The 19,386-nt window shown below is 66.4% G+C and carries 23 protein-coding genes; 9 read left to right on the forward strand and 14 right to left on the reverse strand.

The window, feature by feature from the left end:
- Positions 1-7 precede the first annotated feature (7 nt).
- The 3 genes from EV662_RS13855 to ccrA form a co-directional block, all read right to left on the reverse strand.
- Complete coding sequence (locus EV662_RS13855; protein ID WP_132463656.1) at positions 8-652, reverse strand: acyl-homoserine-lactone synthase; 645 nt, start codon at positions 650-652, stop codon at positions 8-10.
- Positions 653-782: 130 nt separating this feature from the next.
- On the reverse strand, positions 783-1,496 hold the full coding sequence (locus EV662_RS13860; RefSeq protein WP_132463659.1) for a helix-turn-helix transcriptional regulator: 714 nt from the start codon (positions 1,494-1,496) through the stop codon (positions 783-785).
- 441 nt (positions 1,497-1,937) lie between these two features.
- A complete protein-coding gene (ccrA, locus tag EV662_RS13865) occupies positions 1,938-3,230 on the reverse strand; it encodes a crotonyl-CoA carboxylase/reductase (RefSeq protein WP_132463918.1) in 1,293 nt (430 codons plus the stop codon).
- A gap of 231 nt (positions 3,231-3,461) precedes the next feature.
- Between ccrA and EV662_RS13870 the strand changes: the two genes are divergently transcribed.
- The 3 genes from EV662_RS13870 to EV662_RS13880 all read left to right on the forward strand — a co-directional run bounded on the left by EV662_RS13870 (position 3,462) and on the right by EV662_RS13880 (position 6,259).
- Entirely contained in the window at positions 3,462-5,429 is a 1,968-nt protein-coding gene (locus EV662_RS13870; protein ID WP_481883019.1) for a methylmalonyl-CoA mutase family protein, read from the forward strand.
- A 74-nt stretch (positions 5,430-5,503) separates the two neighbouring features.
- Positions 5,504-6,004 (forward strand): hypothetical protein, encoded by a 501-nt coding sequence (locus tag EV662_RS13875; RefSeq protein WP_132463665.1) that lies wholly within the window; start codon positions 5,504-5,506, stop codon positions 6,002-6,004.
- Between the two features lie 75 nt (positions 6,005-6,079).
- Positions 6,080-6,259 (forward strand): hypothetical protein, encoded by a 180-nt coding sequence (locus tag EV662_RS13880; protein ID WP_132463668.1) that lies wholly within the window; start codon positions 6,080-6,082, stop codon positions 6,257-6,259.
- Positions 6,260-6,278: 19 nt separating this feature from the next.
- On the opposite strand, the gene EV662_RS13885 is transcribed toward EV662_RS13880, so the two are convergent.
- Entirely contained in the window at positions 6,279-6,488 is a 210-nt protein-coding gene (locus EV662_RS13885; RefSeq protein ID WP_132463671.1) for a hypothetical protein, read from the reverse strand.
- Positions 6,489-6,619: 131 nt separating this feature from the next.
- On the opposite strand from EV662_RS13885, the gene deoD reads away from it, so the two are divergent.
- Entirely contained in the window at positions 6,620-7,324 is a 705-nt protein-coding gene (gene deoD / locus EV662_RS13890; RefSeq protein ID WP_132463674.1) for a purine-nucleoside phosphorylase, read from the forward strand.
- A 64-nt stretch (positions 7,325-7,388) separates the two neighbouring features.
- Here deoD and EV662_RS13895 read toward each other — a convergent pair whose 3' ends face one another.
- The 10 genes from EV662_RS13895 to EV662_RS13940 form a co-directional block, all read right to left on the reverse strand.
- On the reverse strand, positions 7,389-8,234 hold the full coding sequence (locus EV662_RS13895; RefSeq protein WP_132463677.1) for an urea carboxylase-associated family protein: 846 nt from the start codon (positions 8,232-8,234) through the stop codon (positions 7,389-7,391).
- 4 nt (positions 8,235-8,238) lie between these two features.
- A complete protein-coding gene (locus EV662_RS13900; protein ID WP_132463680.1) occupies positions 8,239-8,445 on the reverse strand; it encodes a hypothetical protein in 207 nt (68 codons plus the stop codon).
- Positions 8,446-8,503: 58 nt separating this feature from the next.
- A complete protein-coding gene (locus EV662_RS13905; protein WP_132463683.1) occupies positions 8,504-9,283 on the reverse strand; it encodes a succinate dehydrogenase iron-sulfur subunit in 780 nt (259 codons plus the stop codon).
- Between the two features lie 10 nt (positions 9,284-9,293).
- Positions 9,294-11,099, reverse strand: coding sequence for a succinate dehydrogenase flavoprotein subunit (sdhA, locus tag EV662_RS13910; protein WP_132463686.1), 1,806 nt, complete (start codon positions 11,097-11,099; stop codon positions 9,294-9,296).
- 20 nt (positions 11,100-11,119) lie between these two features.
- The gene (gene sdhD, locus EV662_RS13915) at positions 11,120-11,491 is read right to left on the reverse strand and encodes a succinate dehydrogenase, hydrophobic membrane anchor protein (RefSeq protein WP_132463689.1); all 372 of its coding nucleotides are present in this window, start codon (positions 11,489-11,491) and stop codon (positions 11,120-11,122) included.
- Between the two features lie 13 nt (positions 11,492-11,504).
- Positions 11,505-11,888: a succinate dehydrogenase, cytochrome b556 subunit gene (gene sdhC, locus EV662_RS13920; protein ID WP_132463691.1), complete on the reverse strand. Its 384-nt coding sequence runs from the start codon at positions 11,886-11,888 to the stop codon at positions 11,505-11,507.
- A 170-nt stretch (positions 11,889-12,058) separates the two neighbouring features.
- Positions 12,059-13,093, reverse strand: coding sequence for a MaoC family dehydratase (locus EV662_RS13925; protein WP_132463694.1), 1,035 nt, complete (start codon positions 13,091-13,093; stop codon positions 12,059-12,061).
- 4 nt (positions 13,094-13,097) lie between these two features.
- Positions 13,098-13,301, reverse strand: a complete 204-nt coding sequence (locus EV662_RS13930; RefSeq protein WP_132463697.1) for a DUF1737 domain-containing protein — start codon at positions 13,299-13,301, stop codon at positions 13,098-13,100.
- Positions 13,301-13,873: an NnrU family protein gene (locus EV662_RS13935; protein ID WP_132463700.1), complete on the reverse strand. Its 573-nt coding sequence runs from the start codon at positions 13,871-13,873 to the stop codon at positions 13,301-13,303. Before EV662_RS13935 ends, EV662_RS13930 begins: the two co-directional genes overlap by 1 nt.
- Positions 13,870-14,730 carry an HpcH/HpaI aldolase/citrate lyase family protein gene (locus EV662_RS13940; RefSeq protein ID WP_132463703.1) on the reverse strand — a complete coding sequence of 287 codons (861 nt, stop codon included), beginning with the start codon at positions 14,728-14,730 and terminating at the stop codon, positions 13,870-13,872. Before EV662_RS13940 ends, EV662_RS13935 begins: the two co-directional genes overlap by 4 nt.
- A gap of 180 nt (positions 14,731-14,910) precedes the next feature.
- Between EV662_RS13940 and EV662_RS13945 the strand changes: the two genes are divergently transcribed.
- The 5 genes from EV662_RS13945 (at position 14,911) to sucD (ending at position 19,379) form a co-directional block, all read left to right on the forward strand.
- A complete protein-coding gene (locus tag EV662_RS13945; RefSeq protein WP_132463706.1) occupies positions 14,911-15,213 on the forward strand; it encodes a hypothetical protein in 303 nt (100 codons plus the stop codon).
- 417 nt (positions 15,214-15,630) lie between these two features.
- Entirely contained in the window at positions 15,631-16,593 is a 963-nt protein-coding gene (gene mdh / locus EV662_RS13950) for a malate dehydrogenase (RefSeq protein WP_132463709.1), read from the forward strand.
- 155 nt (positions 16,594-16,748) lie between these two features.
- A complete protein-coding gene (sucC, locus tag EV662_RS13955; RefSeq protein WP_132463712.1) occupies positions 16,749-17,942 on the forward strand; it encodes an ADP-forming succinate--CoA ligase subunit beta in 1,194 nt (397 codons plus the stop codon).
- Positions 17,942-18,478: a hypothetical protein gene (locus EV662_RS13960; protein WP_132463715.1), complete on the forward strand. Its 537-nt coding sequence runs from the start codon at positions 17,942-17,944 to the stop codon at positions 18,476-18,478. The genes sucC and EV662_RS13960 overlap by 1 nt, the downstream gene beginning before the upstream one ends.
- A 16-nt stretch (positions 18,479-18,494) precedes the next feature.
- Positions 18,495-19,379: a succinate--CoA ligase subunit alpha gene (gene sucD, locus EV662_RS13965; RefSeq protein ID WP_132463718.1), complete on the forward strand. Its 885-nt coding sequence runs from the start codon at positions 18,495-18,497 to the stop codon at positions 19,377-19,379.
- Positions 19,380-19,386 lie beyond the last annotated feature (7 nt).

The following is a 19,386-nucleotide window of genomic DNA, read 5'->3' on the forward strand; positions in this document are numbered from 1 at the left end:
AGCGCGATCAGGCCGCTTCCAGGATGCTCTTTTTCTCGGGCGCGGCGGCCGAGAACGCGGCGTTGAACCATTCCAGCGAGGTCTCGCGCGAAATACCCAGGCGGCGCAGCGTGCGCGGCCAGGCCTCGGGCTTCATTTCCCACAGACCCACGGCGATCTTGTCGCGGCCTTCACCGGCGGTGCCGATCACGTCGGGTTCCACGCCCAGCAGGCGATAGATGCGTTCCATCCGCGGATCGAACACGGCCACGAAATGCTCGATCGCGAATTGCGCCATCACTTCTCCCGCGCCCAGCACCAGCGCCGCCGACACCTCGCGCCCCGCGTCGGGCGCCAGGCAGAAGCGGGTGCATTCCCAGATCAGCGGGCTTTCGATGCGCACGCCGTCGGTCAGGTGCAGGAAATGTTCGTTCACCATGGTCCGCCCGGTCGTCGGCAGGAACCGCATCGACCCGCCATGGGTGCCGTCGGCGCGTTCCCAGATCACGTAAAGCGGGTTCAGCGCGTCGTATTGGTCACGCTCCTCGCCCTTGTCGTTCACGCTGACCTCCCAGCCCAGGCGGTCGTGGAACTGGATCGCGCGATCGCGGAACATCGTATCGCGCAGACGCGGGAACTTGTGGAGATCGACGCCGTAGATGTAACGAAGCATTTCGGTAAGCCCTTTCCCAGTCGCTGACGGGAAGGAAATTACGAAGGGCTTGGTTACCGCTGCCCTAACGCTGCGCGCCGTTTCTGCAACGCAGCGCAACAGAACGCATCGTGAACACGAACTGTTGCCGTTACAGCACGATCAGCCCCGCGCTCAGCGCGCGCGCGACCGCATGGGTGGTGTTCAGCGCCCCCAGCTTGTGGCGCGCGGCCTCGATATAGACCCGAAGCGTGTGTTCCGAGATCTGCAACTCGTCGGCCGCCTGCGCGCGACTCAGCCCCTTGGCCAGCAACGTCATCGCCGACAGCTCGCGCGGCGACAGCGCGGCGGTGGGCGCGGGGTCCGCGCCACGTTCGAATTCCAGGGCTTTCCGGTTGAAATCATGCGCGATCAGGATCAGGTCGCGCTTGTTCGCCTCGATGAAGCGTTCCCACTCGGTATCGGTACAGCTGTTGTTCACCGTGAACAGGGCGAACTGTCCCTTGGGGCCATGTATCGGCACCGAGAATCCCTGATTCCCGACCCCGTGGGCCACCGCATCGGCAAAGAAGGCCCGCGCCGACTTGGATGACCAATCCAGCTGCTTCCAGTCGATCGGGTGGAATCGCTGAAAGCAGCCAAGGATGACCGGGTCCATCCGCAGGTAATCGCATTCCAGGTATCGGTCGACCCAATCGGTGCTGTATGTGCCCGCCCCGTAGCGCTCTCCGACGCTATTCACCCAGTGATAGACGACATGGCTTACGCCGTAATGGTCGCGCAGTTCCTCGGTCGCAAGCTGAAGATGCTCAAGCGTCGTTGCCCGTTGCAAGCGGTCGAGGAACGATTCTAAGACGTCTTTCATTACCCGTCGTTATTCCCACCGGGGCCCGGCAGGCCCCGTTTCCCCCAGCTTCCGCGCACGCGGGCGCAGCCTCAAGCGAAGAGATCTCCACCGCGGCCAGGGCCTGGCAGGTGGACAACTCTTCCGAGAGCGCGACCAACCCGTTCTTGCGGGCATAATTCCTGAGATCCCCGAGAATGTCGATCAGCCACTCGTGTTTCATGGTTTTCTTCCCCAAGTGGTTAATGAAGCGTTAACACAAGCCTAGCACGAGTTAACTTTCCGAGATATTCACCGATTTTCACTCCCCAGAAATGGTGAGGTGAGGGATTCCAAGGCCTTGATTTCCCCGGTGTGGCCGTCCGGCAACGCCCAACGGCCCCTCGGACAGGAAACGGCCCGGGCCGGCAATGCCGGTCCGGGCCGTGCCCGCAACGCGAAACCTTTACCTTTCGGGCCGCCTCAGGCGCCCGTCCGGGCCTCCAGCACGTCCTCGAAGGTGCGCAACCCAGTGCGCGGCGCCTGCACCAGCACCGCCATGTTGCCGGGCTTGTGCTCGTTGTGCAGCATCTTGAGATGCGCGGCCGGGATTTCCGCCCAGGGGAACACCTCCGACATGCAGGGGTCCAGGCGGCGCTGGCACATCAGCCGGTTGGCGGCGGCGGCCTGTTTCAGGTGGGCGAAGTGGCTGCCCTGGATGCGCTTCTGGTGCATCCAGACATAGCGCGCGTCCATCGTCAGGTTGAACCCGGAGGTCCCGGCGCAGATCACCACCATGCCGCCGCGTTTCACCACGAAGGTGGACACCGGGAAGGTCGCCTCGCCCGGGTGCTCGAACACCATGTCGACATTGTTGCCCTTGCCGGTGATGTCCCAGATCGCCTTGCCGAACTTGCGCGCCTCGCCGAACCACTCCTTGTATTCCGGCGTGTTGACCTTGGGCAGTTGCCCCCAGCACTTGAAATCCTTGCGGTTGATGACCCCCTTGGCGCCCAGGTCCATCACGAAATCCCGCTTGGATTCGTCCGAGATCACCCCGATCGCGTTGGCGCCCGCCGTGTTGATCAGCTGGATCGCGAAGGACCCCAGCCCGCCCGAGGCCCCCCAGACCAGCACGTTCTGGCCGGGCTTCAGCTCATGCGGATGATGGCCGAACAGCATCCGGTAGGCGGTGGCCAGCGTCAGCGTGTAGCAGGCCGATTCTTCCCAGGTCAGGTGCTTGGGCCGGGGCAGCAATTGCTGCGCCTGCACGCGGGTGAACTGCGCGAACGACCCGTCCGGGGTTTCATAGCCCCAGATCCGCTGGCTGGGGCTGAACATCGGGTCGCCGCCGTTGCACTCTTCGTCGTCGCCGTCGTCCTGGTTGCAGTGGATCACGACCTCGTCGCCCACCTTCCAGTTCTTCACCGCCGACCCCACGGCCCAGATGATCCCCGAGGCGTCCGACCCCGCGATGTGATAGGGCGCGCCATGCCCGTCAAAGGGCGACACGGGCACGCCCAGACCGGCCCAGATACCGTTATAGTTCACGCCCGCGGCCATCACGAGAACCAGAACCTCGTGGCTGTCGATCTCGGGGGTGTCCACCACCTCGACCTGGAAACTCTTGTCGGGGTCGCCGTGGCGTTCGCGGCGAATCGCCCAGGCATACATCTTGGGCGGCACGTAGCCGAGCGGCGGCATCTCGCCGATCTCGTACAGCTCTTTCTCGGGCGCCTCGTAGGGGACGACGGACGGGTTGGTGTCGAGTGCCATCGGGGCCTCCATGTCGCTCATGTTGTCGCCGCAGCGCAGAATCGCCCGGCAGGTTCAGGTGAAATAGAATTCGCTGCGCAATTTTGCAATAGACAAAGGCAGTGAATGAGTAATTTTATGTCCCCGCCGCTGCGCCCCACGCCGCAACGCAGCGAATTGACATCGCCAGATTCTTTCCCGTATCACCGCGAGAGCGAAATTTTATTGCCACCTGTTCCCGCGAGGCGCGCCATGACCGAAACGACCAAAGACCGCCCCTGGCTGATCCGCACCTATGCGGGCCATTCCACGGCCCAGGCGTCGAACGCGCTCTATCGCAAGAACCTCGCCAAGGGCCAGACCGGCCTGTCTGTCGCCTTCGACCTGCCCACCCAGACGGGCTATGACAGCGACCATGAACTCGCCCGCGGCGAGGTCGGCAAGGTCGGCGTGCCGGTGGCGCATCTGGGCGACATGCGCACGCTGTTCGACGGCATCCCGCTGGAACAGATGAACACCTCGATGACGATCAACGCGCCCGCGCCCTGGCTGCTCGCGCTCTATATCGCCGTGGCCGAGGAACAGGGCGCCGGCATCTCGAAACTGCAGGGCACCGTCCAGAACGACATCATCAAGGAATATCTCTCGCGCGGCACCTATATCTGCCCGCCGAAACCGTCCTTGCGGATGATCACCGACGTCGCTGCCTATACCCGCGCGCACCTGCCGAAATGGAACCCGATGAACGTGTGTTCCTACCACCTGCAAGAGGCCGGCGCGACGCCCGAACAGGAACTGGCCTACGCGCTGGCCACCGCCACGGCCGTGCTGGACGACCTGCAGACCAAGGTCGACCCGGCCGATTTCCCCGAAATGGTCGGCCGCATCTCGTTCTTCGTGAACGCGGGCATCCGCTTCGTCACCGAGATGTGCAAGATGCGCGCCTTCGTCGAGCTGTGGGACGAGATCTGCCGCGACCGCTACGGCGTCGAGGATGCGAAATACCGCCGCTTCCGCTACGGCGTGCAGGTCAACTCCCTCGGCCTGACGGAACAGCAGCCGGAAAACAACGTCTACCGCATCCTGATCGAGATGCTGGCCGTGACGCTGTCGAAAAACGCCCGCGCCCGCGCCGTGCAGCTGCCCGCCTGGAACGAGGCCCTGGGCCTGCCGCGCCCCTGGGACCAGCAATGGTCGATGCGCATGCAGCAGGTCATGGCCTATGAAACCGACCTCCTGGAATATGGCGACCTGTTCGACGGCAACCCCGTGGTCGCCGCCAAGGTCGAGGAACTGAAGGACGGCGCGCGCGCCGAACTGGCCCAGATCGACGGGATGGGCGGCGCCGTCGCGGCCATCGAGCACATGAAATCGCGCCTTGTCGAATCGAACGCCGAACGCATCGCCCGGGTCGAAACCGGCGACACCGTCGTGGTCGGCGTGAACCGCTGGACCGAGGGCGAACCCTCGCCGCTGACCGCGGGCGACGACGCCATCATGACCGTCGACCCCAAGGTCGAGGCCGACCAGATCGCCCGCCTGAACGCCTGGCGCGACGCCCGCGACGACGATGCCGTGCAGCACGCGCTCAAGGCGCTGCGCGAGGCCGCCGCCACCGGGGCCAACATCATGCCGCCGTCCATCGCCGCGGCCAAGGCGGGGGCCACCACGGGCGAATGGGGCGACGTGATGCGCGCCACCTTCGGACAGTACCGCGGCCCGACCGGCGTGTCGGCCAGCCCGTCGAACCGTACCGAGGGGCTGGACGAAATCCGCGCCGCGGTCGACACGCTGACCGGACAGCTTGGCCGCCGGCCCAAGCTTCTGGTGGGCAAGCCGGGGCTGGACGGCCATTCGAACGGCGCCGAACAGATCGCCGCCCGCGCCCGCGACTGCGGCATGGACATCACCTATGAAGGCATCCGCCTGACCCCCGCCGAAATCGTCGCCACGGCCAAGGACGGCGGCGTGGACGTGGTCGGGCTGTCGATCCTGTCGGGCAGCCACATCCCGCTGATGGAATCGCTGATGCGGCTGATGAAGGAAAACGACCTGATGCACATCCCCGTTGTGGTCGGCGGCATCATCCCTGACGAGGACGCGCGCCGGCTGCTGGCGATGGGCGTGGCCAAGGTCTATACGCCCAAGGATTTCGAACTGAACCGGATCATGTTCGACATCGTCGGGCTGATCGGCCCTGCCCCCGTCGCCGCCGAATAGGCGGCGCCGGCCGGCAGTTGAGCGGCGGCCCCCCGCGGGCTAGGAAGGGGTGACCCTTGCCGCCGGTGCCGCCGATGTCCCAGCCCCCTTCGTTCCGCATCGTCGACGCGCTGATCGCGCTTGCGGCACGCGACGGGCTGGGCGAAACCGTCGACTGGCACGAGGTCGAGGCCGCGATCGCCGCGCTGGTGCTGGACCCGGTCGGCCCCAGCAACCTGCGCCGCCGCATGGCCAAGCTGAACGACCCCGAGGTGGCGCGCACCCTGAACGACTGGTTCCTGCGCGCTGCGGCCGACCGCGGCGCCGATGCGCGCGAGGCCGCGCGCCCCGCCGATACCCTGCTCGCGCCGATCCAGAACGTGGGCCTCGGCGCGGCGGCCACTGCCGCGGTGCTGACCGCCGCGGGCACGCTGGGGCTGGGGGCCGGGGTGCTGATCGGGCTGGGGGCGCTGCTTGCGGCGGGCTCGGCCAGCCTGGGGCGCTATCTGCTGGCCGACCGGGCCAACCGGGCACAGGCCGACGCCGACGCGATCCGCCGCTGCATTGAAAGCGTGAAGAAAGACCCCAGATCATAGGGCGGCGGGCAAGACACCCGCGACGGTGGCATCACGCCCCGAGATGGGCTATCCTGCACCGGAAGGAGACCAGGCATGACCGATCTCGAACTCGTCGTAAGCTGCGCCTCGCTGGCCGCCGGCGTGCTCAGCTCGTTCTACGTGGCCTACCTGGTGCGCACCAGCGGCCGCGACCGGCCCGATTCGCCGGACCTGGTGTGGCACATGGTCGAAACCGCCCCCTACGAGCGCTTGCACAACGTCATCCGCAAGTGACCCCCGGGGCGCGCGCGACCTAGTCGCCGCCGTCGCCCCCGTCGTCGCAATCGCCGAACCAGCCGCCACCGCCACCATCGCCGTTGCGCGGCCCCGACGACACCAGCGACCACAGCAGATAGGCCACGAACGCCCCTATCGCCAGGCTCCACACCTCGCCCGAGGCAAACCCCTCGCCGAGGGTAAGCCAGCCTTGATCCGTTGCGCCCTGCGGCTCAGACGTCTGCATCGCGATTCCCCTTTTCGATCACCCTGCCCGGCGAAAAAGGCCCGAACGTGACATCGACCGGACACGTCGGGAACCTTGGCCTTGGCGCGCCGGCCCGATACCGTTCCGCCGACCTCAACGCGGAGCCTGCCATGACTATCCATATCGGCGCGAAACCCGGCGAGATCGCCGAAACGGTTCTCTTGCCCGGCGACCCGATGCGCGCGAAATGGGCCGCCGAGACCTTCCTGACCGATGCTGTCTGCGTGAACCGCGTGCGCGGCATGCTGGGCTATACCGGCACCTGGAAGGGGCACCGCGTCACCATACACGGCAGCGGCATGGGCATGCCGTCACTGTCGATCTACGTGAACGAACTGATCCGCGATTACGGCGCGAAAACGCTGATCCGCATCGGTTCGACCGGCGCGATGCAGCCCAGCATCGCCCTGCGCGACATCGTCCTGGCGATGACCGCCTCGACCCTCTCCACGCCGTCGCGCGGCATCTTCCGCGAGCTGAACTTCGCCCCCTGTGCCGATTTCGGCCTGCTGGCCGCGGCGCATGCGGCCGCCAGGACCCGCGGCGTGCCGACCCATGTGGGCGGCATCTATTCCTCGGACGTTTTCTATGACGAACGCCCCGACCTGAACGAGCAGATGACCCGCCACGGGGTTCTGGCCGTCGAGATGGAGGCGGCCGAGCTGTACATTCTTGCCGCCCGCCACGGCGCCCGCGCGCTGGCCGTTCTGACCGTATCCGACCATCTAATGACCGGCGCGGCGATGGCGCCCGACGACCGCGAGCAAAGCTTTGGCGACATGGTGGAAATCGCCCTGGAAGCCGCCTTCGCCTGACCGGCGGCAGGCCCGGTGGCGGGCGTCGGGCCGTGAGTATTTTTCCCAAGAAAAAGAGGGCAGGTCACGCGCCGTGACTGCGGTCATAGCTGTTGGGGGTCGGCGGCTTCCATCCGTTCAGTACACCCGGCGCGGGCGCGAAGACCTCGATCCGCAGCGGGAAACAGGCCGCCGTGTCCGAGGAATGTTCCGCCCCGCAATCGCCCCCCGGACAGGCCGACAGCGCCCCCAGAAGGTCGATCTCGGCGAAGAATTCCAGGTGGTCGCCGGGCCGCACGGGGCTGGCCTTCATGAAATACTGATGCGTGTCGCGGGTGAAGCCCGTGCACATGAACACGTTCAGCACGTCATGCACGTGGCGCTCGACCTCGGCCGGCGGCAGGCCGGTTTCGGCGGCCAACGCGCGGGTAAGGTTCGAGTGGCAGCACTGGTGATAGGGCGCGCCGCCCAGCAGCGCGTTGGTATAGGGATCGCAGCGCGTGCCGATCACGTCATGCACCCCTGCCCCGTCCGCGTCGATCCCGTACCAGGACAGGCTGTCGGCGGTGATCGTCGCCATCGGGCGCAGATGCGGAAAACAGGACCACATCCGGTGCCCCGTGGTCAGGTGCGTGCCATGCAGCGCCCGCGTCTTGCCGGAATAGAACCGTTCCGACAGGTCGGCGGCGTTCCACAGGTTCAGATCGCCCACCTGCGGCCCGTCCACGCAGGAGATGCGGAAAAATCCGCCCGCCGGCACATGGAAGCACCGCGCCGCGCGCGGCGGGACCAGCACCTCGCCGGTCTTTTCCGCCTCCGCCCGCGCCCGGGCGTACAGCCCCAGGTCGGGTGCGGGCAGCGTCTCGGTCGGATAGCAGATCACCGGGCGGGCGGCACGGCGGGCGGCGGCGTCCGGGGGCGGGGTGGTCATGGCGCTACTCCTTGGGATCACCGCGCGCGCAGCGGCGCGGCGGCTGGCCGGGGCCGGTGAACATGACCGCCCCGCAGGCGGCGCACACGAATTTCCGCCGATCTTCGGCATGGCCCGTCCGGTCCTCGCGCCAGCGGCACATGCGCATATCGGGACGCGCATGGATCGCCAGCAGGACGACCGCGACGACAAGGCCCAGCGCAACAAGCATCGTTCAGCCCGCCGCCCTCATCCCCGGGATCGGAACATCGCCCCGCGCCGCGCGGCCGTCAGATCGCCCGCTCGACCATCATCTTCTTGATCGACGCGATCGCCTTGGCCGGGTTCAGACCCTTGGGGCAGGTCTTGGTGCAGTTCATGATCGTGTGGCAGCGATAGAGCTTGAACGGGTCTTCCAGCTGGTCCAGCCGCTCGCCCGTCGCCTCGTCGCGGCTATCGATGATCCAGCGATAGGCATGCAACAGGGCGGCCGGGCCCAGGTACTTGTCGCCGTTCCACCAGTAGGACGGGCACGAGGTCGAGCAGCTGGCGCACATGATGCATTCGTAAAGCCCGTCGAGCTTTTTCCGGTCCTCGGGGGACTGGCGCCATTCCTTGGCCGGTTCGTTGGTGGACGTCTCCAGCCAGGGCATGACGCTGGCGTGCTGGGCATAGAAATGCGTCAGGTCCGGCACCAGGTCCTTGACCACCGGCATGTGCGGCAGGGGATAGATCTTCACCGGCCCCTTGATCTCGTCCATGCCATAGGTGCAGGCTAGCGTGTTGATCCCGTCGATGTTCATCGCGCAAGACCCGCAGATGCCCTCGCGGCAGGACCGGCGGAAGGTCAGCGTCGGATCGATCTCGTTCTTGATCTTGATCAGCGCGTCCAGGACCATCGGCCCGCAGGTATCGAGATCGACGAAATAGGTGTCCACCCGCGGATTTTCCCCGGTGTCGGGGTCCCAGCGGTAGATGCGGAACTCGCGCACATTGGTCGCGCCCTGGGGTTGCGGCCAGGTCTTGCCGGTGCGGATGACCGAGTTCTTGGGCAGCGTCAGTTCAACCATGTCCGTGTCCTCAATAGACACGCGCCTTGGGCGCGATCTTCTTCAGGTCGATGCCGCCCTCTTCGGGCGTGGTCAGCGGGTCCAGATGCACCGGGCGGTAATCCAGCCGCACCTGCGCGCCCTCGACCCAGGACAGCGTGTGCTTGCGCCAGTTGGCATCGTCGCGGTCGGGGTAATCCTCGTGGGCATGGGCGCCGCGGCTTTCCTTGCGCGCCTCGGCGCTGACCACGGTGGCCAGCGCGTTGGGCATCAGGTTGGTCAGCTCCAGCGTTTCCATCAGGTCCGAGTTCCAGATCAGCGACCGGTCGGTGACCTTGATGTCGTCCATCTTGCCCGCCACGGCTGCCATCTTCTGACAGCCTTCGGCCAACGTCTTGTCGGTGCGGAAGACGGCCGCGTCGGCCTGCATCGTCTTCTGCATCTCAAGGCGCAGTTCGGCGGTGGACACATTGCCCTTGGCGTGGCGCAGCCCGTCGAACCGCGCGAGCGCCGCGTCGATCGACGCCGTGTTGGGTGCCGGCACGTTGGTCGAGGGGTCGACCACGTCCTTGGCCCGGATCGCCGCCGCCCGGCCGAACACCACCAGGTCGATCAGCGAGTTCGAGCCCAGCCGGTTCGCGCCATGCACGCTGGCACAGCCCGCCTCGCCCACGGCCATCAGGCCGGGCGCGACATTGTCGGGATTGCCGATCTTGGGGTTCAGCACCTCGCCCCAATAGTTCGTCGGAATACCGCCCATGTTGTAATGCACCGTCGGCAGCACCGGGATCGGTTCCTTGGTGACATCGACACCGGCGAAGATCTTGGCGCTTTCGGAAATACCCGGCAGGCGTTCGGCCAGCGTTTCGGGCGGCAGGTGCGACAGGTTCAGGTGGATGTGGTCCTTGTGCTCGCCCACGCCGCGGCCTTCGCGGATTTCCATGGTCATGCAGCGGCTGACCACGTCGCGCGACGCCAGGTCCTTGTAGGTCGGCGCATAGCGTTCCATGAACCGCTCGCCTTCCGAGTTGGTCAGATAGCCGCCTTCGCCGCGCGCGCCCTCGGTGATCAGGCAGCCCGCGCCGTAGATGCCCGTGGGGTGGAACTGCACGAATTCCATGTCCTGCAGCGGCAGGCCCGCGCGCGCCACCATCCCGCCGCCGTCACCGGTGCAGGTATGGGCAGACGTGGCGCTGAAATAGGCGCGGCCATACCCGCCCGTCGCCAGAACCACCATCTTGGACGCAAAGACATGGATCGTGCCATCGTCCAGCTTCCACGCCACGACGCCCTGGCACACGCCATCGTCCGACATGATCAGGTCGATGGCGAAATACTCGATGAAGAACTCGGCCTTCTGTTTCAGCGACTGGCCGTAAAGCGTGTGCAGGATCGCGTGCCCGGTGCGGTCCGCCGCGGCACAGGTGCGCTGCACCGGCGGGCCTTCGCCGAATTCCGTGGTATGCCCGCCGAACGGGCGCTGGTAGATGCGGCCCTTTTCGGTGCGCGAGAACGGCACGCCGTAATGTTCCAGCTCGTAAACCGCCTTGGGCGCCTCGCGGGCGAGGTATTCCATCGCGTCCGTGTCGCCCAGCCAGTCCGACCCCTTGACGGTATCGTACATGTGCCATTGCCAGTGATCGGGGCCCATGTTGCCAAGGGACGCGGCGATGCCGCCCTGGGCCGCCACCGTGTGCGACCGCGTCGGGAACACCTTGGTGATGCAGGCGGTGCGCAGGCCCTGTTCGGCCATGCCCAGCGTGGCCCGCAGGCCCGCGCCGCCGGCGCCCACCACCACCACGTCGTATTCATGCGTCTCGTATTCGTAAGCGGCCATGTGCCCGTGTTCTCCGTAACTCAGATCGCGATCCGCAGGACCGCGTAAAGACCGGCCGCCATGACCGTGTAGCTGATGCAGATATTGACGATCAGCAGGATTTTCTGGGTGACGCCGCGCGAGTAATCCTCGATCGCGGTCTGCGCGCCCTTGCGGAAATGCAGCATGCCGACCCAGATCGTCAGCAGCGCCACCAGCGCCGGGAAGGGCCGCGAGAAGGTGGCGACCACCTCGTCATGCGAGGCCCCCAGCGCCCGGCCGAAGATCAGCACGAAGGCCAGCACCAGCCCCACCAGGGCTACGCCGCTGACGATCATGAACCAGTGATGCTCGGTCCCGGACTTGGCCGCGCCCAGCCCGAGGGCCCGCTTGCGGTCGGTGATGTAACGCATGTCCCGGCCCTCCTCAGACAACGATCACGGTCAGCAGGGTCAGAACGGCCGACCCGCCGATGATGCCCCAGCCCATCGCCTGGGCGATGCCCAGTTCCAGCCCGCGGCCCGCATCCCAGATCACGTGCCGGATACCGGCCAACGTGTGATACCACAGCCCCCAGACCGACAGCGTCATCACGATGTCGCCGACCCACGAGGTCAGCACCCAGTTCGCCCGGTCGAACGCCTCGGGGCCGGTGGCCGCGGCCAGGAACCACCACACGATCAGCACCGCCGCCACGATCAGCGCGTTGCCGGTGACCCGGGTCAGGATCGAACTGACCGAGGTGATCTGCGGGCGATAGACCTGAAGATGCGGGGAAAGCGGCCGGTTTCCGCGGTTGAAGTCAGCCATGGGATCCCTCTCGTCCTGGGGCGCAGCTTTGACCGATGTGATAACGGTTTTCACGCCGGTGTCACGGCTTGCACCGGGTTTCGGGCCGAATTTTATGCCGCAGACGCGAAATTTCGCAGCTATGTGATCACGCCCGGCCCGCACGTGATCACAAAATCGTCGCCCGCCCGTCAGACCGGGATCAGCGCCCAGTAATCTAGGTCCAGCAGGACATGCGGCAGGTACTTGCCGTCCTCGCCCTTCAACTGGCCCGGCACGCCGCCCGGCTTGACCGCCACCAGTCGCAGCCGCAGCGCGCCCACGCCCGGCGCGTCCGTCTCGGCCTTGTCCAGCACCTCGGACCAGGCCGCGACCGTGTCGCCGGCAAAGCACGGGTTCGCATGCGCGCCGCCGTTCAGCCCGACGATCATCTGCGCATTGGCCAGCCCGTTGAAGGACAGCGCGCGCGCCAGGCTGATGACATGGCCGCCATAGATCAGCCGCCGCCCGTCCTCGCGCAGGGTGGCATCGAAATGCACCTTGGACGTGTTCTGCCACAGCCGGGTGGCCATCATGTGCTCGGCCTCTTCGACGGTCACCCGGTCGACATGGTCGATCACCTCGCCCACCGCGTAATCGCCCCAGCGATGCGGTTCGCCCGCCAGGGTGAAATCGTAGCCGGTGAAATTCAGCACCGAGGGCACCACCAGCCGATCCGCCGGAACCGACGCGGCCAGCTCCGGGATCACCGTCTCGGGTGCGGGCGCCTGCGGGTCGCGTTTGCGCACCATCACCCAGCGGACATAATCCAGAACGACCTCGTCCTTCTGGTTCAGCCCGCGCGTGCGCACCCACACCACGCCCGACTTGCCGTTCGAGTTCTGTTTCAGCCCGATCACCTCGGATTCGGACCGCAGCGTATCGCCCGCCCAGACCGGCCGGTGCCAGCGCCCCTCGGCATAGCCCAGGTTCGCCACCGCGTTCAGCGAGATGTCGGGCACCGTCTTGCCGAACACCGTGTGGAACGCGATCAGGTCATCCAGCGGCGCGTTCGGCAGTCCGCAGGATTGCGCGAACGCATCCGAGGAATACAGCGCGTGCCGCGCCGGATACAGCGCGTGATACAGCGCCCGTTCGCCGCCAGAAACGGTGCGCGGCACGGCATGTGCGATCACCTGGCCGACACGGTAATCCTCGAAGAAACGGCCCGGGTTGGTCTTTACCATGAACTCACAACTCTCCCAGATTCAGATGGGGCGCATAATCCCCGGGCACGTCCTTGATGACCGCCTGCGCACAGCGCATCTTGCCGGTCTTGGGGTCGTAGGCATAGGCGGGGTTGCCGAACAACTCCCACCCCCCGTCAAGGGCGGCACTCACCTTGTGGCAAAAGGCCGAGGTATCCTCTTCGGTCAACAGCCGATAGGCACGCATCACGCGGCCCCCGGCACCGGAAGCGGCCAGACACCCAGCCAGTTATGGACATAGATGATCACCAGGTAGATCACGATGGCGATCACCGCCAGGCGGATATCCCCGGCCAGGCTGCCGCCGCGCCAGCGCGTGACCGCGTCCTGCGAATTGATGATCACGATTTCGGCCAGCGCCCAGATCAGCAGCCCGCCGAACAGCACGATCGACGCGAGATCCCCGTTCACCAGCAAATGCGCCACAGCCCAGGTCGAGAACCCGTAAAGCTGCGGGTGGCGGAACAGCTGCCGCGCCCGGCTTTTCGAATTGCCCACGCCATAGAACGCCACCGCCAGCAGCATCAGCGTGTTGTTCAGATGCACCGTCCAGGCCGGCGTTCCATAGATGATCGGCGCGGTGTTGCCGCGATAGCCCATCACCATCAACACGACCGACGCGACCAGGACCACCGCGAACAGGATCTTGGACCCGGCCACGCCCAGCGCGCCTTCCAGCGCCGCGCGCGGCCCCGGGAACAGCCGCTTGAACAGGTGGGCGAAACTCCACAGCAGAACGCCAAGAATAATCAGGGTCATGTCACAGCCTCCAGTTGCGCGATCGCCGCCGCCTTGGCGAGCGTTTCCCGAGCCGTAACGATATGCAGATTCTCGACAATGCGGCCATCCACCACGGCGATGCCGAGGCCCGATTTCGTCGCCTGCTCGAACGCGTCGATCTGGCGGCGCGACAGGTCGATCTCGTCGTCGGACGGCGCAAAGGCGGCATTGGCCGGCGCGACCTGCGCGGGATGGATCAGCGACTTGCCGTCAAAGCCCAGGTCGCGGCCCTGTTCGCATTCGGCGGCCAGGCCGGCCTCGTCCTTGAACGCGTTATAGACCCCGTCGACCGCCACGATGCCATGGGCGCGCGCGGCCAGCAGGGCGTGGCTCAGGCTGGACATCAGCGCCATCCGGTCGGCCCGCACCCGGCAGCCCAGTTCCATCGCCAAGTCATTGGTGCCCATCACGAAGCCTTCCAGGCGGGGATGCGCGGCCAGCGTATCCGCATTCAGCACACCCCGCGGCGTCTCGATCATCGCCCAAAGCGGCACCCCCGGCAGCGCCTCGGCCAGCGCGTCCAGCTGCGCCGTGGTCTCGACCTTGGGCAGCAGCACCGCATCCATCGCGGCCCCGCGAATCGCGTTCAGGTCATCGGCGCCCCATTCGGTATCCAGCCCGTTGATGCGCACGATCCTGTAGCGCGCGCCATAGCCGCCCTCGGCCAGCGCTTCGGCCAGCGTGCTGCGCGCGGCGCGCTTTTCCTCGGCGGCGACGGCATCTTCCAGGTCGAAGATGATCGCATCGACGGGCAGCGTCTTGGCCTTCTCCAGCGCACGGGCCTTCGAGGCCGGGATGTAGAGAACGGAACGGAACGGGCGGGCGCGCGTGCTCATTGATTCTCCCTTCGGGTCATTTTGTTGCGCCAAACACCACAGCAGGGACATATTGCGCAACCCCTTTTATGCCGCATCGCAGAAAAACAGCGTGCGCAGGGGTAGGCTTTTGTTGGCACCTCTCGCGCAGGGTTGATCGCGACAGCCGCCGATCCCCCCTGCCCCGCACGGAGCCCCAGGATGACCCGCCCCCTCGCGCTTGCCGCCCTTTGCCTTGCCCTGCCCGCCCTCGCCCAGGCCCAGACCGCCCGGCAATGCGCCCCGCGCGACGATGTCGTGGCACTTCTGGCCGACCAGTACGGCGAGGCGCGCCAGGCGATGGGGCTGGCTGCGAACAACGTGGTGGTCGAACTTTTCGCCAATGCCGACTCGGGCAGCTGGACGATCACCGGCACCACCGCCACGGGGCTGACCTGCCTGATCGCCAGCGGCGAGGCCTACCAGGCGCTGGCCGAAAAACTGTTGCCCGGCCAGGGCACCTGACCACGGCGCAGCCCGGACCGCCCCGACCGGCACCTGCGCCGCGCGGCCGATCCCCTCGCACAGCCGTTCCAGGCCCGCGTGATCCGCCCGCATCGGCGAAACCGGTGGCCCCGCCGCCACCGCCACACCCAGAATCAGCGCCCGCCCCACCGGCGACGCAACGGCCCCGTCCGACCTGAACCCGCCGGTGGAAATCCCCGCGACCAGCCCCGCGGGCACCGTCACGGCAAAGCCCCCCTGGCCAGGGAAAACCGTCGCTCACCCCCCACCGAACGCCTTGCTGCACAGGCACTTTGGCCGATCGCGCCGCGCCGCGCCGCCTCTGGCCCGGCTTTCGCTGCGACGCGGCGGCCTTGCGCGAGGGGCGGCAAAGCCTTACCCATCGCGCCGAAACGAACAAGTCAGGGAATGAACACCATGGCCAGACCCAAGATCGCTCTTATCGGCGCGGGGCAGATCGGTGGCACGCTCGCCCATCTCGCCGCGATCAAGGAACTGGGCGATGTCGTGCTTTTCGACATCGCCGATGGGGTGCCGCAGGGCAAGGCGCTCGACATCGCCGAATCCGGCCCCTCCGAAGGCTTCGACGCGGCCCTGAAGGGCACGACCGATTATGCCGATATCGCCGGGGCCGATGTCTGCATCGTCACCGCCGGCGTCCCGCGCAAGCCGGGGATGAGCCGCGACGACCTTCTGGGCATCAACCTCAAGGTCATGAAATCCGTGGGCGAAGGCATCCGCGACAACGCCCCCGACGCCTTCGTGATCTGCATCACCAACCCGCTGGACGCGATGGTCTGGGCGCTGCAGCAATATTCCGGCCTGCCCGCCGAAAAGGTGGTCGGCATGGCCGGCGTGCTGGATTCGGCTCGCTTCCGCCACTTCCTCAGCCTGGAATTCGACGTCAGCATGAAGGACGTCACCGCCTTCGTGCTGGGCGGGCATGGCGACACGATGGTGCCGCTGACCCGCTATTCCACCGTCGGCGGCATCCCCCTGCCCGACCTCGTCGACATGGGCTGGACCACCCAGGACAAGCTGGACGCCATCGTCCAGCGCACCCGTGACGGCGGCGCCGAGATCGTGGGCCTCTTGAAAACCGGGTCGGCCTATTACGCCCCCGCGACCAGCGCCATCGAGATGGCCGAAGCCTACCTGAAGGACCAGAAGCGGCTTCTGCCCTGCGCGGCCTGGGTCGACGGGGCGCTGGGGCTCAAGGGCATGTATGTCGGCGTGCCGACGATCATCGGCGCCGGCGGCATCGAGCGGGTCGTCGACATCAAGCTGGACCGTGCCGAACAGGAAATGTTCGACAAATCCGTCGAGGCGGTGCGCGGCCTGGTCGAGGCCTGCAAGGGAATCGACGAGACTCTGGCCTGAGGCCGGACGAAAACGGGTTTGTGATCACACCCGTGAAAGGTGTGATCACAAACACCAAAAACATCGCATAATCGCGTGAAGTCCGGGCGAAAACCGTTTCGCGATTGCCTGTTCCATGCTTAGACGCGAAAACCGCACCAGCATGGGACAGCTTGATGAACATCCACGAATACCAGGCCAAGGCGCTGTTGCGCAGCTACGGCGCGCCGGTGTCCGACGGCCATGTCGTCACCCGCGCCGAAGAGGCCAAGACCATCGCCGGCGAACTTGACGGCCCGCTTTGGGTGGTCAAGGCGCAGATCCATGCGGGCGGGCGCGGCAAGGGCCATTTCATGGAACCCGAGGCCGGCGAAAAGGGCGGCGTCCGGCTGGCCAAATCCGTGGGCGAGGCCGCCGAGGAAACCAAGAAGATGCTGGGCCGCACGCTGGTCACGCACCAGACCGGCCCCGCGGGCAAACAGGTCGGCCGCGTCTATATCGAGGACGGCTCGGGCATCTCGCGCGAGCTTTACCTCGCCCTTCTGGTGGACCGTCAGACGTCCCGCATCGCCTTCGTCTGCTCGACCGAGGGCGGCATGGACATCGAAGAGGTCGCCGCCTCCACCCCCGACAAGATCCTGTCCTTCTCCATCGACCCGGTGACCGGCTACCAGGGCTATCACGGCCGCCGCATCGCCTTTGCGCTGGGTCTGGAAGGCAAGCAGATCAAGCAATGCGTCACCCTGATGGGCCAGCTCTACAAATGCTTCACCGAGAAGGATTGCGAGATGCTGGAGATCAACCCGCTGATCGTGACCGACGCGGGCGATCTGAAATGCCTGGATGCCAAGATGGGCTTCGATTCCAACGCGCTGTATCGCCATGACGACATCCTGGCGCTGCGCGACGAAACCGAGGAAGACCCCAAGGAACTGGCCGCCTCCAAGTATGACCTGAACTACATCGCCCTCGACGGCGAGATCGGCTGCATGGTCAACGGCGCGGGCCTGGCGATGGCCACGATGGACATCATCAAGCTGTACGGCGCGGAACCGGCCAACTTCCTCGACGTGGGCGGCGGCGCGACCAAGGAAAAGGTGACCGAGGCGTTCAAGATCATCACCTCGGACGAGAACGTCAAAGGCATCCTGGTCAACATCTTCGGCGGCATCATGCGCTGCGACGTGATCGCCGAGGGCGTGGTGGCCGCCGTGAAAGAGGTGGGCCTAAAGGTGCCGCTGGTGGTCCGGCTCGAAGGCACCAATGTCGAGAAGGGCAAGGAGATCATCAACGGCTCCGGCCTCGACGTGATCGCGGCGGACGATCTTTCGGATGCCGCCGAAAAGATCGTGAAGGCGGTGAAGGGCTGATGCGCTTCGCCGTCGCCCTTGCCTGCGCGGCGCTTGCGCTTGCCGCCCCCGCGAAGGCCCAGACCTTCGAGGAGGCGGTGCGCGCGAATATGGGGCTCGGCCTGCGGCTGTGCCTTGCGGGCGGGGGCGACATGGCGGCCTGGGTCGCAAGCTTCCGCGCGGCGGGCTTTGCCGAGCGGGTCGAGTGGCAGGGCAACGGCGACACCACGCATCACTTCACGGCGCCCGCCGACACGGCCACGGTCGAACTCTATTACGGCCAGATGCCCGAGGAATGCACCGTCACGACCGCCCATATGGGCGTGACCCGTGCGGCGCAGGTGCTGGACGAGGTCGTCCCGCAGGTGTTTCCCACCTTCGTGCGGGTCATCGAACAGGGGGCCGTCGATCCGGCCACCGGCCGCCCTGCGCTCTGCGTGCGCTACGAAGACCCCGCCAACCCGATAGGACTGGTGATTGGCGCCTGGCCCGGCAACGAGGCCGACGCCTGCGTCGAGAACGGCACCAGCATCCTCTATCAATCATATCGCGTTTGAAGGAATAGGACCAAGAATGGCAGTCCTCGTCGACGAAAACACCAAGGTCATCTGCCAGGGCTTCACCGGCTCTCAGGGCACCTTCCACTCCGAACAGGCCATCGCCTATGGCACGAAAATGGTCGGCGGCGTGACGCCGGGCAAGGGCGGGCAGACCCACCTGGACCTGCCGGTGTTCAACTCCTGCCACGAGGCGGTTGCCGCGACCGGCGCGAACGCCTCCGTGATCTACGTGCCCCCGCCCTTCGCCGCCGACTCGATCCTCGAGGCGATCGACGCGGAAATCCCGCTGATCGTCTGCATCACCGAGGGCATCCCGGTGCTCGACATGATGACCGTGAAACGCGCGCTCAGCGATTCCGCCTCCGTCCTGATCGGCCCCAACTGCCCCGGCGTCATCACCCCCGACGCCTGCAAGATCGGCATCATGCCCGGCCACATCCACAAGCGCGGGTCCGTCGGCGTGGTCTCGCGGTCCGGCACGCTCACCTACGAGGCGGTGAAACAGACGACCGACGTGGGCCTTGGCCAGTCCACCTGCGTCGGCATCGGCGGCGACCCGATCAAGGGCACCGAACATATCGACGTGCTGGAATGGTTCCTCGCCGACGATGAAACCGAATCCATCATCATGATCGGCGAGATCGGCGGATCGGCCGAGGAGGAAGCCGCCCAGTTCCTCAAGGACGAGGCCAAGCGCGGCCGCAAGAAACCCGTCGCGGGCTTCATCGCGGGGCGCACCGCGCCCCCGGGCCGCCGCATGGGCCACGCGGGCGCCATCGTCGCCGGCGGCAAGGGCGGCGCCGAGGACAAGATCGAGGCGATGAAATCCGCCGGTGTCGTGGTCGCCGACAGCCCCGCCAAGCTGGGCGAGGCGGTTCTGAAAGCCATCGAGGCATAACGCACGG

Origin of the sequence: Rhodovulum marinum (assembly GCF_004343075.1) — a bacterium.
Classification (GTDB): domain Bacteria; phylum Pseudomonadota; class Alphaproteobacteria; order Rhodobacterales; family Rhodobacteraceae; genus Rhodovulum; species Rhodovulum marinum.

Bases quoted from the DNA above. Each gene is read 5' to 3' on its own strand.
- EV662_RS13940 (WP_132463703.1), bottom strand. From the start codon at position 14,730: ATGAGCACGCGCGCCCGCCCGTTCCGTTCCGTTCTCTACATCCCGGCC.
- sdhA (WP_132463686.1), bottom strand. From the start codon at position 11,099: ATGGCCGCTTACGAATACGAGACGCATGAATACGACGTGGTGGTGGTG.
- EV662_RS13960 (WP_132463715.1), top strand. From the start codon at position 17,942: ATGCGCTTCGCCGTCGCCCTTGCCTGCGCGGCGCTTGCGCTTGCCGCC.
- EV662_RS13880 (WP_132463668.1), top strand. From the start codon at position 6,080: ATGACCGATCTCGAACTCGTCGTAAGCTGCGCCTCGCTGGCCGCCGGC.
- ccrA (WP_132463918.1), bottom strand. From the start codon at position 3,230: ATGGCACTCGACACCAACCCGTCCGTCGTCCCCTACGAGGCGCCCGAG.
- EV662_RS13855 (WP_132463656.1), bottom strand. From the start codon at position 652: ATGCTTCGTTACATCTACGGCGTCGATCTCCACAAGTTCCCGCGTCTG.
- EV662_RS13945 (WP_132463706.1), top strand. From the start codon at position 14,911: ATGACCCGCCCCCTCGCGCTTGCCGCCCTTTGCCTTGCCCTGCCCGCC.
- EV662_RS13860 (WP_132463659.1), bottom strand. From the start codon at position 1,496: ATGAAAGACGTCTTAGAATCGTTCCTCGACCGCTTGCAACGGGCAACG.
- sdhC (WP_132463691.1), bottom strand. From the start codon at position 11,888: ATGGCTGACTTCAACCGCGGAAACCGGCCGCTTTCCCCGCATCTTCAG.
- mdh (WP_132463709.1), top strand. From the start codon at position 15,631: ATGGCCAGACCCAAGATCGCTCTTATCGGCGCGGGGCAGATCGGTGGC.
- EV662_RS13870 (WP_481883019.1), top strand. From the start codon at position 3,462: ATGACCGAAACGACCAAAGACCGCCCCTGGCTGATCCGCACCTATGCG.
- EV662_RS13875 (WP_132463665.1), top strand. From the start codon at position 5,504: ATGTCCCAGCCCCCTTCGTTCCGCATCGTCGACGCGCTGATCGCGCTT.
- EV662_RS13905 (WP_132463683.1), bottom strand. From the start codon at position 9,283: ATGGTTGAACTGACGCTGCCCAAGAACTCGGTCATCCGCACCGGCAAG.
- deoD (WP_132463674.1), top strand. From the start codon at position 6,620: ATGACTATCCATATCGGCGCGAAACCCGGCGAGATCGCCGAAACGGTT.
- sucD (WP_132463718.1), top strand. From the start codon at position 18,495: ATGGCAGTCCTCGTCGACGAAAACACCAAGGTCATCTGCCAGGGCTTC.
- EV662_RS13885 (WP_132463671.1), bottom strand. From the start codon at position 6,488: ATGCAGACGTCTGAGCCGCAGGGCGCAACGGATCAAGGCTGGCTTACC.
- EV662_RS13925 (WP_132463694.1), bottom strand. From the start codon at position 13,093: ATGGTAAAGACCAACCCGGGCCGTTTCTTCGAGGATTACCGTGTCGGC.
- EV662_RS13900 (WP_132463680.1), bottom strand. From the start codon at position 8,445: ATGCTTGTTGCGCTGGGCCTTGTCGTCGCGGTCGTCCTGCTGGCGATC.
- sucC (WP_132463712.1), top strand. From the start codon at position 16,749: ATGAACATCCACGAATACCAGGCCAAGGCGCTGTTGCGCAGCTACGGC.
- EV662_RS13930 (WP_132463697.1), bottom strand. From the start codon at position 13,301: ATGCGTGCCTATCGGCTGTTGACCGAAGAGGATACCTCGGCCTTTTGC.
- sdhD (WP_132463689.1), bottom strand. From the start codon at position 11,491: ATGCGTTACATCACCGACCGCAAGCGGGCCCTCGGGCTGGGCGCGGCC.
- EV662_RS13935 (WP_132463700.1), bottom strand. From the start codon at position 13,873: ATGACCCTGATTATTCTTGGCGTTCTGCTGTGGAGTTTCGCCCACCTG.
- EV662_RS13895 (WP_132463677.1), bottom strand. From the start codon at position 8,234: ATGACCACCCCGCCCCCGGACGCCGCCGCCCGCCGTGCCGCCCGCCCG.